Below are 16812 nucleotides of genomic sequence, written 5' to 3' on the forward strand. Positions count from 1 at the left end.
GGAACGCGGTCGCGGTACCAAATTCTCCGCCCGCGGCAAAGCCCGTCAGTAACCGGGCCACGAGAATGATCGTGGCGGCCGTGGGGCCAGCACGATCAGGAGCGTGCCGAGGAACATCACCGAGATGGACACGAGCATGCCCGCCTTACGCCCCGCACGATCCGCGTAACGCCCGATCAGGATGCCACCGAGCGGCCGCACGATGAATGACACGCCAAACGACGCGAAGGCCAGCAGCAGCGACGCCGTCTCATCGGCCGTGGGGAAGAACAACTTCGCGATGGTCACGGCGAAGCTGCCGTAAACGATCACGTCAAACCATTCCAGCCCGTTACCAATGGATGCGGCCACCACCGCCTTGCGGGCCTGTCGCCGTCTTTCGACGCGGTCGGGGCCATCCATTGGGGTCGTGCCGGAAACAGCGGGGACTACTGACGCGTTGCTCATGGACATTCTTTCTGTGCGAAAGGGGCGTGTGATTAGGTCAGTGCTGGTGCGCGAGGTTCCCGGCGAGTGCGCGCATAAAATCGTCACAGGCGCTGATTTGCGCCAGGTCGATGTATTCGTTGGCGGTGTGACCCTGGCGGATACTTCCCGGGCCACAGACCACGGTGTGTCGATTCCGGCCAGCTGAAACAGCCCGCCCTCGGTGCCGTAGCCGACGGTTTTCTCCGAGCTGGTTCCGGTCAGATCGTGCACCAGCTGCAGCGCAGAGCCGGTTCCGGCCGCGCTCAGGGCGGGAACGGCGCCGACCGGAGCGAACGACACGTCGGCAATTGCCTGTTCGGCCCGCATCGCGGGGCGGAGTTCCCCGAGCACGAAGCCTTCGACGCGGAAAGAAATCGCCGAGGTGGACACTCCCGGAATCGCACGGAATTCGCATTCAAAATCGCAGCGCTCCGCGACCGTGTTCACAGCAGCTCTGCCCGAAATTGTGCCCACATTAATGGTCGTGTACGGCACCTCGAAGCTGGGATCGAAGGGGCCGTTCACTCGGTGCTCGTCGGCGATCGAGCGAATAAACGCGATAGCCCTGGCCGCGTATTCAATGGCGTTAACGCCATTGAATGTGTTGGAGGAGTGTGAGGCGAGCCCGGTGAAACTCACCCGATACAGGTGGCTGCTCTTGTGCGCCGACACCGCGCGCATGCTGGTCGGCTCGCCCACCATACAGATGTCTGGGCGGATGCCCCGCGCGGCCAGGTCGGCCAGCAGGGTGATGGCGCCGTGGCAGCCCACCTCTTCGTCGTAGGTTCAGGCGAGGTAGAGCGGCATCGCCAGCGGCCGGGCCAGAAATTCGGGCAACAGCGCCAGAATGACACCGTTAAACGCCTTCATGTCGGCGGCGCCTCGGCCCTAGAGCCGGTTCTCGCGCAGCTCGGCGGTGAACGGGTCGCTGCTCCGCGCCTGCCCGTCCACGGGAACCATATCGGTGTGGCCGGCGAGCATCACGCCGCCCGTCGTTAATCCGTCGTGGGCCGGGATCGTGACCACGAGGTTGGCCTTCGTGCCGTCGGCATTGGGTACGAGATGCGGCTTCAGCCCATGCGCCCGCAGCTCCGCGTCGATCACGTCGATGAGTTCCCGGTTGGAAGTGCGGCTGGTGGTGTCAGAAGCGATCAGGCGGGTGATCCAGGCCAGGGTGGTGGGCGCGAGAACGACGGATTCAGTGAGGGAAAAGCCTTTCAGAGGGGTACGACTTGGCCAATACCTGGGTGTCCGACGCAGAATTACACGAACACGGCTCAGAGTAGCAGCGCGCGGAAAGCAGCCGCTCGCTCATGAGCGGGACGTCTCTTTTGGGTTCGCCACCTTCATATCGCTGCGTGACGAGCGGGTCAGCCGGGCAATATTTACTCACGAATCGCAGCCGGGTGGGTCGCTGCAAACCAAAGTAGGCAGTCGACGAGCTCAGACGGGGTGAGCGTCTCTGGGGCAGGGAACGACGGGACACCGGGAGATTTTGGTGGCAGCGAGCTTCTCGGCATTGTGGAGATGGTCGCGGCGAGATTCGTTGGGCCGCAAGGCCCGCACACCAGCATCCCCGAGATACCCAAATCCACCGGCGGGGCGTCCACGCGCATAAACGCCTGAGCAACCACAGCCGGCACCCCCGCAACACGCACCCCCTCCAAAACAGCAAACGCCGCATCCTCGATTGAAGTGCATACTGTCTGCTTACCCGTTGCGCCACTGACAACCCACGAGTTGCCAAATACGACGACCCTAAAACGTGGGGCGCAGCGCCGAGCGAGCTCGTGGGTAACCTGCGCTTTGATGCCCCGAAGAGTCACGTGAGCGCTCAGGGGGGAGATCAGGCTGCCTCCGGGGCATCCTCCGCACATGTCTGTTACCTTTCGCCCGTCCCGCCGTTAGGGCATCACGTCGCCGCTGTTAGGCCCGAGCGTCTGGCCCGTGTAGAGGTTACCGCCGGGGTCGCTCGCGAGTAGCAGTGCAGTTGGGGCGACTTCGTTGGCATAGCCGAATCGTCCGATGGGGAGCTCCGCCTGCTTGGCGGTTTTCCACTCGTCTGAGAGGCCGTCAATGAGCGGTGTAAAAATGGGCCCCGGGGCGATGACGTTGACGAGCACACCGTGTGGCGCGAGCTCCAGGGCGAGAGATTTAGTGAATCCGATCACACCCGCCTTCGCCGCGGCGTAGTGCGTGAGCCCAACCCCACCCTTGAGACCGAGCTGCGACGCGATGTTAATGATTCGCCCGCCAGTACCAGCAGCCACCATCTCCGGTGCGGCCCAGCGACACGCGGTGAAGATTCCCTTGAGGTCAACCGCTATCGTGCGGTCAAAGGTCTCCTCTGACATTTCGAGCAGGGGCGTCTCGTCGAGTACGCCCGCGCTGTTGACGAGGATATTGATGCCGCCGTGCCTCGTGACGACCGCCGCCATGACGCGACGAACAGCGTCGGAGTCGGTCACGTCCACGACGTGCGCCGAGACGGTGGTGCCCGCCTGTTCGCACAGCGCAACGCTGTCACTGAGGCGCTCAAGTGAGCGGTCGAGCAGCGCTAGGGTGGCGCCCTCGGAGGCATAGAGCGCGGCGATGGCCTGGCCGATGCCGCTCGCGGCTCCAGTTATCACGGCTACTTTTCCGGCGAGCTGGCCTGCTCGGGTATTCGAGCCAGTCATCAGCTGGGCCACCGAATCGTGAGGCCGCCGTCGACGATGATCTCTTGACCGGTGATGTAGGCGGAATCGTCACTCGTGAGGAAGCGGAGAACTCGGGCTGCCTCGTCCACGTTGCCAACCCGGCCAAGCGGAATGCCCGCCCCTGCGGCATCCAGTCCCGCTTTGCCCAGAGAGTTCTTGGCGTCGAGCGACTGAGGGCTTTCAATGAGGCCCGGAATGACTGTGTTCACCCGAATTCCCTGTGGTGCGAGCTCAACGGCAAGTGAACGGCAGAGCCCCAACAGGCCCGACTTGGCGGCCGCGTAGTGCGAGTGCTCAGCCCAGCCGTAGACACCGCCAGCGATCGACGAGGTGGCGACCAGGGCGCCGCCCTCGGTCATCCGAGCTGAGCACGAGCGGAAGACCCGCATAACACCGGAGAGATCAACAGCCATCATGTCGTCCCAGGCTGTGTCGGTCATCTCGGAGAGGGACGTGCGTCGAAGGACACCTGCCGCGGCGACCGCGATGTCGAGCCGGCCAAACGTATCAACAGCTGCCTGCGCGAGGGCTTCCGTCTGCTCGTAGTCCCGCACATCGACGGGAACTGTGAGGCAGCGGCCTCCGGCGGCGGCCACCAGCTCCTCGGTCTGGGTCTTCGAGTGCGGATCGCCGGCGAAGTAACCGATCACGCTGTGCGCGCCTGCCCTGGCGTAGGCAACGGCGAGGGCCTGTCCGATGCCGCTAGCGCCGCCGGAAATGACGGCTACCTTGCCGTCGAGATTATCGTCGCGTTGGACGCTCATGCTGTGTGCTCCTGTGACTTCTTGTGGTCGCCCAACCGGTTGGTTGTGCGTGTGCCGAGCATGCATAGTCCGGAGAGAAACAGACCCAGCGAGCCGGTGAAGAACGCGGCCCACATCATGTCAACGCCCGCGAGCAGGAAGGCGCCGAGGAAGAACGAACCGGCGATGCCGCCGACGGGGGCCATGACGTGAGCGACGTTGGTACCCATGCCGCGCACGTGGGCCGGAAACGACTCACCCATGTGAAAGAGCAGTGCCGCGTACGGTCCGGTGAGGAAGAAGAGGGTGATCGCGTAGAACGTGATGACAAACGCAGCATCACTCGGCCCGAAAAGCATGACCACCGACGAGACCCCGCCGAGCACCCAGCCGATGGCAACTGTGAGCTTACGGCCGAGGCGGTCACCCACCCAGCCATGAGCGATGTAGCCGAGGAATGCCACTGCATTTGCAACTACAAGAATGAGTAGGGCGTTGTCGAACGAGACTGCCTTCGCCTCAATGAGCACCGTCGTGCCCAGCACCGAGAACACCTGGATGGCAACCCAGTTGAAGAACCAGGCGAGCGACAGGCTGATGGTATTCATCCGCAGGTCCTTGGTGAAAACATCCTTCAGGCCCGTCTTGTAGTGACTGGCATCCTCAAGCTCGTGCTCGGCAGCGAGTGATTTGGCGCCCTCGATGTCGCCAGTTTCACGGCGCCGGCGCACCTCTTTCATTGCGGCGAAGGTCGGTGACTCCGGGAGTCGAGAAGCGAGGGCAACCACGATTAGCGATAGGACAGCGGCAAACAGAAAGCTCCAGCGCCATCCGATTAGGGGGAGCAAAATGGCCGAGAGGCCAGCCGACAGCAGTGCACCAACCGGCCAACCGGACTGCACGAGGCTGAACATGAAGCCGCGGCTTTTGGCCTTCTTGTAGATTTCGTTGAGGTACACGGCATTGACAACCTCCTCTGACATCGAGAAACCCGAAAAGGCTCGAACGATAATGAGGCTCACAGCCCCAATGACCAGCCCCGTGAGACCGGACGCAACTGCGCCACCGATCATCAGAATGATGAGTGCTCGCTTGCGGCCCAGGCGGTCCAGAATGGTGCCGACAGCGAGCGAGACGATAAACACGCCCACTGTGGCAAACGTGTTGATCATGGTGGCTTGTCCGGCATCCCAGCCGAAGTCTGCGGCGATTACCGGGAGCAATGTTCCAAACAGGGTGTAGTCGTACACCGAGGCGACCCACGCGATGAAGCAGATGATGGAGACCTGGGTGATGGTCTTCTTCGTGATGGGCACGTCCCAGGGGGCTACCGGCTGGTTCTTCGGCGGGGATTTAGCCTGTTTTTGGGCGTCTGTAATCTCGGGAGATGTGGTCATGAGAAGGATTTCCTTGAAGTGGAGAGGCCGCGCCTAGCGCGGGAACCTCAGGTCGAAATCACGGGCGATGTCTTTCATGGTGGCGAATTCCACACCATCGTGGCTGCTCATGTACTCGATCAGACGCTCGATCATGAGGAGGTTCTGGGGACGTCCGGAGACGTCGGGGTGAATCGTGATGGGAAAGACGGCATAGTCCATCTCGCGATAGACCCAGTCAAACTGGTCCTTCCACATCTGTTCGATGTCGCGCGGGCTCACGAAGCCGTGGCTGTTGGCCGACCCTTTGATGAACATCATGGGAGGCAGATCATCGAGGTACCAGTTGGCGGGGATCTCGATGAGGTCGGTCTCGTCACCGCGCACGAGGGGTTTCATCCAGTCGGTGGCATGGGGAGCGTTGTAGTCAATCTTGGTCCAGCTATCGCCAACGCGCACGCGGTAGGGCGTGAAGTCGTTGTGCATGAGGGAGTGGTCGTAGAGGAAGCCGCGCTCAAGCAGGATCTCGTTGGTGACGGTGGAGAATTCCCACCACGGGGCCACATACCCTTCGGGGCGGACGCCTGTTTTGCTCACAAATAGGTCGAGGCAGTGGTCGAGTACGTCGGTTTCCTGTTCGCGGGTCATGGCGAGGGGGTTCTCGTGGCTGTAACCGTGTACACCCACCTCGTGGCCTGCAGCGACGGTTGCATCGAATTGCTCAGGGAAGGTTTCGATGGAGTGGCCGGGCCAGAACCAGGTGGTGGCCAGGTCGCGGTCGGTCATGAGCTTGAGTAGGCGCGGTACGCCGACTTCGCCGGCAAAGAGTCCCCGCGAGATGTCACCGGGTGAGTCTTCTCCGCCGTAGGAACCGAGCCAGCCCCCAACGGCATCGACATCGATTCCGATGCTGACATAAATCTTCTTTGACATATTGACTCCGATTGTCGCGATAGGTGCGGTGAGTTTTTTGAGTTGGTTTATTACCGGTGCAGAGTGAAGCGTGCGGCGAAATCTGCTCCGGTGTGACCCTGTGAGATCAGCAGCGCGGTAAGAATTCGCGACTGGTAAGGATTCAGATCGCCCGAGGGGATAGCCCCTGCTGCGACCAGGTCGATACCTCCGCCGTTCCCATATGTCGGTACGACAGGCCCCCAGGGCACTCGGGAAGAAAGCACGATGGGTTGGTCTGAGGTCTGAACCACCTCGGCGAAGCCTGGGCCGGCGTTACCGACGCCTGTTCCCGAGATGACCACGGCAGCGGCGCGCTCAAGAGCAGCCGTGAGAAGCACCGATTCAGCGCCCGGGTAGATACTCACGATGTCCACCACTGTGTCGTCGAACGACTCGGGTGGAAGATCGAGGGGGGTGCGGTGCAGAGTGGATGCGGTTGGCACGAGGCGCGCGCCAGCGAAGTGTGCCACCTCGGTGCCACCGGTGAAGGGTGACGCCGCAACGGTGTGGCTTTTGCGGGCGCCGCGTGCCGTGCGCACGGTGCCGCTGAACGAGATGAGTGCCCCGAGGTCGCGCATTCTGGGGTCGGCGGCGACGGCGATGGCTTCGGCGATATTGTCCGGACCGTCGGGGGCTATGGAGTCGGGCGTGCGCTGCGCACCCGTGATCACGACCGGTTTTGACGAGTTGTGCACGAGGTCGAGCAGGAAAGCAGTCTCCTCGAGGGTGTCAGTTCCGTGCGTGACAACGATGCCGTCAACATCTGGTTCGTTCGCGGCCGCCGCCACGCCTTCCGCGATAAGGCGTAGATCTTTGAGCGTGAGTTGGTAGCTGCCGAGGGTAACGATGTCGCGCCGTGAAACGGCGTGTTCGCCGCCAAGCTCTGCGACGAGTTCAGCCGCGCTGGCCTCGGCGATCACGCCCGCGGCCCCGTGCGACCTGGATGCGATGGTACCGCCTGTGCCAAGAACTGCAATGTGTGCCACTTCGCTGCTACTCCCTCGTAACCAGACATAATTCGGCCAGGCAATGCTGCCGGGACCGCCATTTAAGTAGGTACACAAACGTATGCCGCAAACGTATGCCTAATGGTGTGTTGATACTATTCCAGGGAATGCCGTTCACGCAACACCTCATCAAGCCTGTTGCCTTCTTCGCTGCAGAGAATCGGAGCTTCACCATGAACGCCACGGAGCCCGCCACGCTAAAAACCCTCGCCGGGGAACTGGGACTCAACGTCTCGACTGTCTCGCGAATCATCAACGCCGAACCGGGCACAGACTCCAAGTGGGCATCCCCCGAAACCATTCGCCGCGTCCATGAACTGGCCAGCGCGCGCGGTTACACCCGCAATCCACATGCGGCCTCCCTGCGAACTTCGCGCTCCGACCTCATTGGGGTGATCGTTCCGCGCCTGCAGGATTACGTGCTTGCCACTATCTACGAAGGCATCGACGCGGCGGCCGAGACGCGCGGACGGATGACGGTGGTCGCTAACTCCCTCGACGATCCCACCCGTCAGCGTTCGCGAACCGAGTCGCTCCTAGCTCGCCGCGTGGACGGACTGATTTTTGGTGACGCGCACATCGACTCGCCGTTTCTCGACCAACTCGCGGCACGCGGTGTGCCCCTCACGCTTGTTTCGCGTCGGAAAGCAGGCCACGTTTCCGTCACCTGCGATGACGTTACCGGCGGACGGCTAGCAGCCTCACATTTCCTCTCAACCGGGCGGCGGCGATTCGCCGTGATAGCGGGGGCACGGTACGCCTCGACCACGGTCGACCGCGTTGCTGGCTTTCTTGACGTGCTGGAGGAACATGGCATCGGCGGCTCGGATGTTGACGTCTACTACACGGGATTCGACGCGCCGGCCGGGCAACGCGCCGTTGCCGAGCTTATGGCAGCCCCCGTCCGCCCCGAAGCGGTGTTTGCCGTCAATGACTTTGCAGCAATTGGCGCGATCGGAGCACTGCAGAAACTCGGCGTTGTAGTGCCAGAAGACATCGCGGTGGTCGGCTATAACGACACTCCCATTGCAGAAGCAGTCAGCCTTACGACTGTGCGCTCGCCCATGGTCGAGATGGGACGTTTGGGTTTCGACAAGCTCCTGTTGCTGCTCGACAAGGAAGTGGTCGAAAGCGAGCGCCTCCCACCGGAGCTTATTGTGCGGTCGACGGCATGACCTGAGTCACCAACACGCGCATCTACCTCGGTGATCGTCGTCTCGGCGTCGACCCGCTTCTGCGGGGTCTCGGTGATCAGCTTGGGCAACGACGCGGCCCGGTTCTCGAGCTGCCGCCGGCTCAAGCGACGATCTACCCGCTTTCGTGGCGAGCTCTGCTCAGGGCCATGCCGCCCTCTGCCGCCCGGTTCTCACGGGCCGAGCAGCGCCAGCGGAATGACTGCAATGCCGTCGGCTCGCCGGTACGCCACTTTTCCCGTGGTGATGACCGCCGCATCGACGAGGTCGGGGCCGATTTCACCGGCCAGCCATCGCAGATGCCGGGTGTCCTTGTCCTCAACGGTCCCCGACAGCTTGACCTCAAGCGCCACCACACGACCGTCCGGTCGCTCGATGATGAGATCTACTTCACGGTCTCCGCGGTGGGTGCGCAAATGATGAACGGATGCCCCAGCGGCTTGCGCGTAGACGCGCGCGCTGAGCGTGACCAGGGATTCAAACAGAGCGCCGAGCATCGGCCCATCCCGCAGCTCAGCCGGGCCAATATCGGCCGTACTGATGAGGGCATCCGCTGACACGCGCAGCAGGCGCGCGGCCAATGCGGGGTCGGCCAGCTGGTGTTTGGGCGCTTGCCCCAGCCCGGCGAGGCGATTCCGGCTCGGGAGCCAGCCGGGAACCTGATCCAACAGCCACAGTTTCGTGAGCACTTCCCGGTAATCCTGCGCCGTGGCTTTTGAAGGCTTGGCCGCCTCGCCCGGAGTCGCCGCACGGATGATGCTGTCGTAACTGGCCGTCGTGGAGCTGGCTGCGGCATAGGCCGCCAGCCACGCTCGAAGTGCTGCTGGCCGCCTGACCGTATAGCCGGCCTCGGGAAAATCGTGTTCAACGACTGCCGCAAGATAGCCGTCGAGTGTCGCCGCTCCATTCGACTCCGTCTGGAGTCGAATCGCCGGAAACCCGGACCGCGTTATCTCGGACGCGTAGTCCACGAGCGTCAACGAACTGTCACCCGCTATCGCTGCTGGCACGTCTGAGAGGAGATCCCTCATTGACACGGTTGGCGGGATGAGCTGCCGTTCAGAGAACGCCATGGGCCTCATTCGCAGGTGCACGATGCGGCCGGCACCGGAGTGCGCGGGGGCCATCGCCGGGCTCGCGCTTCCCGCCAATATGTACTGACCGGGCTGCGAATCGTGGTCAACGCCCCGACGAACGGTGTCCCAAATCGTTGGATACATCTGCCATTCATCCAGGAGGACAGGCCTGGGCAACCGAGCTATCCGCTCCCGGTCAGCCTGAAGCAATGCGAGTTGGTCTGGGTCGTCGAGTTGGATGACAGATGCGGCCCTGCGCGAGGCCGTGGCCGTCTTACCGACAGCTTTTGGCCCGTCGAGGGCTACGGCGGGAAGCCCATCGAGCAGTGCAGTCAGTTCGGCATCAACGATGCGCGGCGAGTAGTCCATCAGCCTAGATTACCATTTCGGGGCCTCATACTTTACTGTTTCGGGTGTTCATACCTTACTATTTTGTAGCCGCATACTTTACCGTTTCGGACACTCCAGCGCATCGCAGGCGCGATCACGAAGGACGCGGCGGCTCGACGAAAGCGCCAACATCGTGCGCTGGCCCGAACTACCCTCCGTCTACTCGTACTACGGTTCCATAGGCATCATCCTCAACGCCTACTTCCAATCCCGAGCCCAAGCCATCGACGCATTCGGTAAAGACGGCTGGCAAACCCTCTGGGACGCCGCCGCACACCGCGTCTACGGCGGCGCCCGTCAAGTCATTGAGACACTCTGATTGATTTTTCTTCTGCGCTGCGGCCGTTTGGCGGCGATGGCGGTGAGCGGCTAACTCGGCGCGCTCGTCTGACCCGTCCGCGGTTCCACGGAGCTGATCGAACATCGCTTCATCGCGAACCGGCCGACGTCGTGAAGGCACGCCTCCCACATCGCCGGCCAGGCGCACTGTTATGAGACACTCCCCAAGGATCGGTCAGGAGACCCCTTCTGCCGTTAACGCTGGTGGATGCGTCCCGATACGATATCCGCGAGAGTCGCAAGCTTCGAGGTGCGTGGCTTGCCCCGGTATTCGTGACGGTCGGCAGCGCCGTAGGCGCCGTAAATCACTTTGGTCGCGATCCAACGCAACGGCTCCGGCTCCCATTTCCGCACATAGTGGTCCACCCACGGGAGGTCGGTGAGCTCCGTTTGCTCACCCAAGATGAGGTCACGAAGGGTGCGCCCCGCGAGATTTGTGTTCGACACCCCGGTACCCACATAGCCGCCGGCGTGGCCGAGCCCTGTCACGGGGTCGTAACCAACACTAGAAGCCCAGTCGCGCGGCACGCCGAGCGTTCCCGACCACAGGTGGTCAATCTCAACATCGTGCAAGACAGGGAAGAAACGCACCATCAGATCGCGTAGAGTCCCGGCCGTCACCGGCTGCGTGTAGCCGTCCTTATCGGTCTGCGACGCCCAGCGGTAGGGCACCCCCCGCCCGCCAAAGGCAATGCGGTCATCAGCGGTGCGCTGCGCGTACATGTACATGTGCGCTATATCGCCCAGGGCTTCGCGCCCTGCCCAACCAATGGCTTTCCACCGCTCGACGCTCAGCGGCTCCGAGACGATCATCGAGGAGTTCATGGGTAGCAACTCTCGTCGCAGACCCTTGATCCCCGCAGTGAACCCCTCGGTGGCACGGACGATCGACTCGGCGCGTACCGTGCCGCGTTCCGTCACGGCCTCCCGCGGACGAATCTCCGAAACATGAGTCCCCTCAAAGATCCGAACACCGAGGTCTTCCACGATGCGCGAAAGTCCCCTCGCCAGCTGTGCCGGGTGGATCCTGGCCGTGTGCGGATGCCACATCCCGGCGAGCGTGCCTGCCACGTTCACGCGAGCCATGGATTCCTCTGCGCTCAGCCAGGTCCAGTCGGTTCCGCGCCAAGTCTGCTCCGAGTCGTACATGGCCTTTAGACGTCTGAGCTGCGCTGGCGCGTACGCCACCTCGAGGTTACCGCCCTTGACGATACCGGCGTCGATCCCCTCTCGCTTCGCGACGGCAATCACCTCATCGACGGTGTCATTCATTGCAAGCTGGAATCGTTCAGCGGCATCTCGCCCGTGGGATTTCACGTACTGCAGTCGACCGCCGGTCACCGTATTGGTGAGCCAACCGCCGTTTCTTCCCGAGGCGCCGAAACCGCAGAAACGGCTCTCGAGAATGGCAATTCGCAGATCCGGACGGGCCTTTTTGAGGTAGTACGCCGTCCACAGGCCCGTGTACCCGCCACCCACGATCGCCACGTCGACTTCAAGACTCCCGTCCAACGCGGGACGCGGTGTTGGAATTCCAATCTGGGTCCACCAGTGCGACACATTACCGTTGATCATGTTGTGCTCCATGAAGTTGGTCCGAACAGTCATTTAACTTGTTCGGCCGGTTCGGTGTCCACCAGGAGCACCGCGTCCGCCGGATCCCAACCAACCAATACCTTGTCGCCGATCTGTGCAGCGGCGGCAACACGCTCCGGCACGCGAACAATTGCTTCCCCAAGTGGGGTGATCACGCTGTATCTGCGCGCGGGGCCCAGATAAACCATGTCCTGGATCTCACCCGCGATCCGGTTGACCGCGGACTCGGTGAAGTCACCGCCACCTGGGTGCGAGATCTGCATGTTCTCCGGGCGTATAAGCACCGCAGCACGATCCGTAGAAATGGATCCTTCCACCTGAAGCTCATAATCGGCCGCTTTCACCTTGCCATCGGCGTAGATTCCCTTGAATATGCTGGACTCACCGATGAAACGCCCGACAAACAGGGCGACTGGTGCATCGTAGAGTTCCCGGGGTGTGCCGATCTGCTCAATTTCCCCCTCATTGAACACTGCAATCCGGTCGGAAAGCACCAGCGCTTCCTCTTGGTCGTGCGTCACGTAAATGAAGGTGCTGCCAAGTTCGCGGTGGATGCGACGAAGCTCGAGCTGGAGCCACTCGCGGAGTTTCTTGTCCAGGGCACCGAGAGGCTCATCCATTAACAGAATCGGGGGGGTGTACACCACTGCACGCGCCAGAGCCACGCGCTGCTGCTGACCGCCCGAGAGTTGCCGCGGGTACCGATCCTCGTACCCTTCGAGCCGCACCACTTCGAGCGCCTTGTCCACCGCCTTCTTCCGGTCAGACTTGGACATTTTGCGCTGCTTGAGCGGGTATTCCACGTTGGCCCGCACTGTCATGTGGGGGAAGAGCGCATAGTGCTGGAACACCACGCCCAGGTTGCGTTCGTGCGCTTGAAGTTTCTCAAGCGGCTTGTTCTCAAGCAGCATGCTCCCTTCAGTCGGCTCGATGAAGCCAGCGATGAGATTCAAGGTCGTGGTCTTCCCAGATCCCGACGGGCCCAGGAAGGTCAGGTACTCACCACGCCGGATGTCGAGATTAACGTTGTTGAGCGCCACCGCGTCCCCGTACCGCTTAGTTAGTCCGCGCAGGCTCAAAATGTTCGAATCTTTCACAATTTCTCCTTCACCGTGACCGGAGTCCTGGGTAGTGCCTGTGATGCCAGTTGGCGTGGGCGCAGTCATTACGCCTTAGCTCCGCGGCGCTGAGAGAGTGGCACGACGACGAAGCGGTAGAAACAGAAACCGATGAGCACCGAAACCAGGATGAGCGTGGCCACCGCTGCGATAGTTGGATCGGTGGAACGCGTCACACTCGAGTACATGACGATCGGTAGGGTCTGCAATGCGGGGCTCACCATGAACTGCGACACGATCACTTCATCGAAGCTAGTGACGAAGGCGAATACCGAGCCTGCAGCAACTCCGGGCGCAATTAGGGGAACGGTCACCGTGAAGAAGGTGCGCAGGGGGTTTGCGCCCAGGCTGGCGGCAGCAAGTTCGAGTGACCTGTCGTAGCCGGCCAAGCTCGCGTTCACCGCGATCATCACCAGCGGAAGAGCCAGGCACACGTGCACGAAGACGAATCCGAATATTGTGCCAACTAGGTCGGTCTGGAGAAAGAACGTGTAGACACCGGCACCCGCGATGATTACTGGCACGATCATCGGGGTGAGCATCAGCATCTGCGCCACATTCGCGAGTCTGCTCGTAGAACGGCTGATTGCGAGTGCGGCTATGGTGCCCAGCGGCACTGCAACAATAGCGGCGAGCAACCCGATGAGCGCTGAGTTCCCGAGGGCCCGCAACCAACTCGGGTCGCTAAAGAAGGACTCATACCAGCGAGTGGAGAAGCCCTGCGGCGGGAACTGAAAACTTGCGTTTTCGGCAAACGAGATCGGCACCACAGCAAACATGGGGGCGACCAACCAAATCGAGGTGATGACCGCAAAGATGCTGAGAACGATGCGTGTTGATGATTTTGATTCGTTCATGCCTTGCTCCCTCCAACCATGTCCGAGACCGCACTGCCGCGCGCGCGGCCCAGAAGCGCGGAAACTCCCAGAATGGCCAGCGTTACAACCAGCAGCATGAGTGCGATCACAGCGCCGTGTCCCCACTGTCCGAGGCCTTGAACCTGCCCCTGGATCAGGGTGGAAAGGAAGGTTTCACGCGAGCTTCCGAGCATCGCGGGGGTGATATAGAACCCGAGCGCCATGACGAAGCAGAGTAGTGCCCCCGCGGCCACGCCGGGCAATGAAAGCGGAAGATACACGGTGACGAATGCTTTTACACGCTTCGCTCCGAGGCTTTCAGCAGCGGTGAGGAGGCGTCGGTCAATCTGGGACATGGTCGAGAACATCGGCAACACCACGAAGGGAAGCAACACCTGCGCCATTCCGATGAGCACGGCCGTTGGCGTACGCATTATGCCGAGTGACTCAACCCCAAACAGCGATAGGAACGACCCAATCGGCCCGCTATCCTGCAGCAGTAGTACCCAGGCGAAGGTACGCACAACGGTACTGGTGAGGAATGGGATGAGCACCATCAGCATAAGCAGACTGCGGGTAGAAGGCTTGACCATGGTCATGAAATAAGCGAAGGGATAGGCCACAACAACGCAAATGGCCATGACCCAGAAACTGATGTAGATGGTGCGCCAGAGCACGCCGACGTTGACCGACTGGCTAAAGAACCATTCGAAGTTCTGTAAGCCGGGTTTAGGGTCTGTGAAGGATGCCACCAGCACGGTAAGCATCGGGTAGAAATAGAAGACGGCGAGCACTAGGAAGGCCGGTAGTAGCGCCAACATGAGTCGACGGGTGTCCCGTGAAACCCATTGACGTTTCTTGGGTTCGCTTTCGGACTGAACCGCAATCGCCCTGGTGCTCAGTGTCGAGAACTGGGAAGTATCAGTACGGGCTGGCATCGTTTTCTCTTCGTCATTGAACAGGGCTGGGATGCTAGTCCTCGCCCGCAAGACGATTGTGAGCGAACGAGGACCAACTTATGCGTGAGGTGGCAGATGCGCCCTAGGCACCGGCGATGATGGAGCTCCAGCGGTCCTGCAGCGGCGAGACGGTGTCGGCGTCGGCCCAGAACTCGGTCGCAACGGGCACTGTCTCGTCAGCCTTATCCGGTGCGGTCACGAGGTATGACTCGGTCAATTCCTCAATTTTGGGCTTCGAGTTCATGTTCGCGGGCGAGTAGCCGGTGGCCTCAGTGAAACCGGCCTGCTGCTCCGCGCCGAGCGCATAGTTGATGGCGTAGTAAGCAGCTTCGAGGTTCTCCGTGCTCTTGACGATCGCAAAGTAGTCAATCACCGAGATCCAATCGACCCAGTTGGTAGCGAGTGGGGCGCCATTCTGCTCGGCGGCGAGAATGCGCCCGGTCCAGACTGCGCCCATCACAGCTTCACCCGACTCGAGCAACTGCTGCGCGGAGGCACCAGTGTTGTAGAAGACGATAGAGTCAGCGATTTCTTGAATCTTGTCGAGGCCCTTGTTTGCCCACTCGGCGGTGAACGGGGTGCTCGGGTCCCAACCGGTGGCAATGGCCGCGCCCTGCACAACTGGGGCGTCAATATTGCCGTCGCCGTTGTAGACAGTGCGGTTGCCTGGGAACTTGTCAACGTCGAAGAAGTCGTCCCAGGTCTCCGGACCGTCCTCGCCGAAGGTCTCGGTGTTGTAGGTGATCGCGACGCCGTACACGATGGAAGGCACACCGCATTCAAGCAAGGGAATTGATTCTGGGATCGCGGAGACATCAAGCTTCGACATGTCGAGTTTTTCAAAGAGCACGCCACATTCGCGCTCGATTTGATCACCGTAGCTCGAGACGAAATCCCACTGAATGTTTCCCGAGTCGACCTGCGATTCGATCTTCGCCATCGTCTGCGGTGCGTCTTGGTTGAAGGTCGCGCCGGACGTCGCTGCGAAGGGGTTGAACCAGGCCGACATCATGCCGTCCTGCGTGCTGCCACCGTCGCCGGCGAAGGTGAGCGTGTGCCCATCAAGGACACCCGCCGGAACGCTCCCGAGGGTCGGTTCGGTGATTTCGAGGACGGGTTCGGCCGATTCTCCACTGGTGCAACCAGCGAGCGTCAATACGCTCACCGCCGCAATGGCTATCGTTATGTGAAGCTTCTTCATCGACTGACTCCCTTGTTAGCTGACTCTCGCGCACAGGGTCAGGCTAACCGATAGTGAGCGACGATATTAACGCTGACTCAAAATATGGCCTCCACCAGCCCGATCGTTGTGGCTCTGATGGGGTATGAGGCGTTGTTCGCCATCCCGGCCTATGCCGGTATCTCAGTCCAAATCCTGCGCGCTGAGGTACCCACCGATCGGCTAACGCTCACGGTCGTCGTTGCGGGTGCGCGAATCTTCGGGCCGCGGCGTCGCCTGATCGGCGCGGGTGTTTGGGCGACTCGTGACGTTTAGCCCGGCCTTACGTTGTGCGTCTTGCTGCGCCTGGGCTTTAGCCCGGTTCGCCTCCCGCATGACGTCGAGCGCCGTGCGGGGCTTGGTTATCTGCGGGGCAGCGGGGCTGACCGTCCGCGCCGTGACGACGTCACGCGCTTTCTGCGCGGCCGCGGCAGCCTCTGCTGCCGCACGCTGCCGGTCGTCACCCGTCGCGGTCGGCCGCGTGCTGAGAGCCTGCGACTTATGCAGCGCCGTCACGCGGGCAGCGAGTTCAGCGCCGACCGCACGCTCCCGATACGCCACCGGGATCGCCTGCGCCTCTGCCGGGTCGACCTTATACCGGTCGCGGAACACATCGACTTCCGCGGCGAGCTTGACCCACGCGTCGCGGCGAGTGCTGTCCGCCGGGACGTCGCCCAGCTGCGCCGCCCAGACGGGCTGCTCGGCAGCGACACTCGCGCCGCGCTCGTCGAGGCGGATCGCCAAATACTCATACCGTTCGGCGAGATGCTCCCGCCACGCCGGGTCGGTCCCTGCAGCGTCCAGGGCACTACGATCAG

The 16812-nt window shown here is 61.8% G+C and carries 15 protein-coding genes and 1 pseudogene; 2 read left to right on the top strand and 14 right to left on the bottom strand.

Annotated features, from left to right (window positions below; translation table 11 throughout):
- Positions 1-45: 45 nt before the first annotated feature.
- The 7 genes from CXY75_RS20305 to CXY75_RS02540 all read right to left on the bottom strand — a co-directional run bounded on the left by CXY75_RS20305 (position 46) and on the right by CXY75_RS02540 (position 7226).
- Positions 46-1239 (bottom strand): peptidase dimerization domain-containing protein, encoded by a 1194-nt coding sequence (locus CXY75_RS20305; RefSeq protein ID WP_233201679.1) that lies wholly within the window; start codon positions 1237-1239, stop codon positions 46-48.
- Positions 1240-1356: 117 nt separating this feature from the next.
- On the bottom strand, positions 1357-1572 hold the full coding sequence (locus CXY75_RS20010) for a hypothetical protein (RefSeq protein WP_199182338.1): 216 nt from the start codon (positions 1570-1572) through the stop codon (positions 1357-1359).
- Positions 1573-2372: 800 nt separating this feature from the next.
- A complete protein-coding gene (locus tag CXY75_RS02520) occupies positions 2373-3146 on the bottom strand; it encodes an SDR family NAD(P)-dependent oxidoreductase (RefSeq protein ID WP_104081300.1) in 774 nt (257 codons plus the stop codon).
- The gene (locus tag CXY75_RS02525; protein WP_104081288.1) at positions 3146-3931 is read right to left on the bottom strand and encodes an SDR family NAD(P)-dependent oxidoreductase; all 786 of its coding nucleotides are present in this window, start codon (positions 3929-3931) and stop codon (positions 3146-3148) included. The genes CXY75_RS02520 and CXY75_RS02525 overlap by 1 nt, the downstream gene beginning before the upstream one ends.
- The gene (locus tag CXY75_RS02530; RefSeq protein WP_104081289.1) at positions 3928-5307 is read right to left on the bottom strand and encodes an MFS transporter; all 1380 of its coding nucleotides are present in this window, start codon (positions 5305-5307) and stop codon (positions 3928-3930) included. The genes CXY75_RS02525 and CXY75_RS02530 overlap by 4 nt, the downstream gene beginning before the upstream one ends.
- A 33-nt stretch (positions 5308-5340) precedes the next feature.
- Positions 5341-6219: a polysaccharide deacetylase gene (locus tag CXY75_RS02535; protein WP_104081290.1), complete on the bottom strand. Its 879-nt coding sequence runs from the start codon at positions 6217-6219 to the stop codon at positions 5341-5343.
- A gap of 50 nt (positions 6220-6269) precedes the next feature.
- Positions 6270-7226 (bottom strand): asparaginase, encoded by a 957-nt coding sequence (locus tag CXY75_RS02540; protein ID WP_104081291.1) that lies wholly within the window; start codon positions 7224-7226, stop codon positions 6270-6272.
- A 128-nt stretch (positions 7227-7354) separates the two neighbouring features.
- Here CXY75_RS02540 and CXY75_RS02545 point away from each other — a divergent pair, with 128 nt between their 5' ends.
- Positions 7355-8422 (top strand): LacI family DNA-binding transcriptional regulator, encoded by a 1068-nt coding sequence (locus CXY75_RS02545; RefSeq protein ID WP_233201680.1) that lies wholly within the window; start codon positions 7355-7357, stop codon positions 8420-8422.
- A 191-nt stretch (positions 8423-8613) separates the two neighbouring features.
- Here the strand turns inward: CXY75_RS02545 and CXY75_RS02550 are convergent, their stop codons facing one another.
- Complete coding sequence (locus CXY75_RS02550; RefSeq protein ID WP_104081292.1) at positions 8614-9885, bottom strand: ATP-binding protein; 1272 nt, start codon at positions 9883-9885, stop codon at positions 8614-8616.
- Positions 9886-9958: 73 nt separating this feature from the next.
- On the opposite strand from CXY75_RS02550, the gene CXY75_RS20310 reads away from it, so the two are divergent.
- Positions 9959-10225: a TraM recognition domain-containing protein gene (locus CXY75_RS20310; RefSeq protein ID WP_255411754.1), complete on the top strand. Its 267-nt coding sequence runs from the start codon at positions 9959-9961 to the stop codon at positions 10223-10225.
- Positions 10226-10440: 215 nt separating this feature from the next.
- Here the strand turns inward: CXY75_RS20310 and CXY75_RS02560 are convergent, their stop codons facing one another.
- From CXY75_RS02560 to CXY75_RS19655, 6 genes and pseudogenes are all read right to left on the bottom strand, one after another.
- Positions 10441-11820, bottom strand: coding sequence for an FAD-binding oxidoreductase (locus CXY75_RS02560; protein ID WP_104081302.1), 1380 nt, complete (start codon positions 11818-11820; stop codon positions 10441-10443).
- A 29-nt stretch (positions 11821-11849) separates the two neighbouring features.
- A complete protein-coding gene (locus CXY75_RS02565; RefSeq protein WP_233201682.1) occupies positions 11850-12938 on the bottom strand; it encodes an ABC transporter ATP-binding protein in 1089 nt (362 codons plus the stop codon).
- Positions 12939-13006: 68 nt separating this feature from the next.
- Positions 13007-13816: an ABC transporter permease gene (locus tag CXY75_RS02570; RefSeq protein ID WP_104081295.1), complete on the bottom strand. Its 810-nt coding sequence runs from the start codon at positions 13814-13816 to the stop codon at positions 13007-13009.
- Entirely contained in the window at positions 13813-14637 is an 825-nt protein-coding gene (locus tag CXY75_RS02575) for an ABC transporter permease (RefSeq protein ID WP_104081296.1), read from the bottom strand. The genes CXY75_RS02570 and CXY75_RS02575 overlap by 4 nt, the downstream gene beginning before the upstream one ends.
- 220 nt (positions 14638-14857) lie before the next feature.
- On the bottom strand, positions 14858-15976 hold the full coding sequence (locus CXY75_RS02580; RefSeq protein WP_104081297.1) for an extracellular solute-binding protein: 1119 nt from the start codon (positions 15974-15976) through the stop codon (positions 14858-14860).
- A gap of 201 nt (positions 15977-16177) precedes the next feature.
- Positions 16178-16812 (bottom strand): annotated as a pseudogene (locus CXY75_RS19655) (hypothetical protein); the annotation flags it as partial.

The organism is Cryobacterium sp. Y11, assembly GCF_002929535.1.
Lineage (GTDB): Bacteria > Actinomycetota > Actinomycetes > Actinomycetales > Microbacteriaceae > Cryobacterium.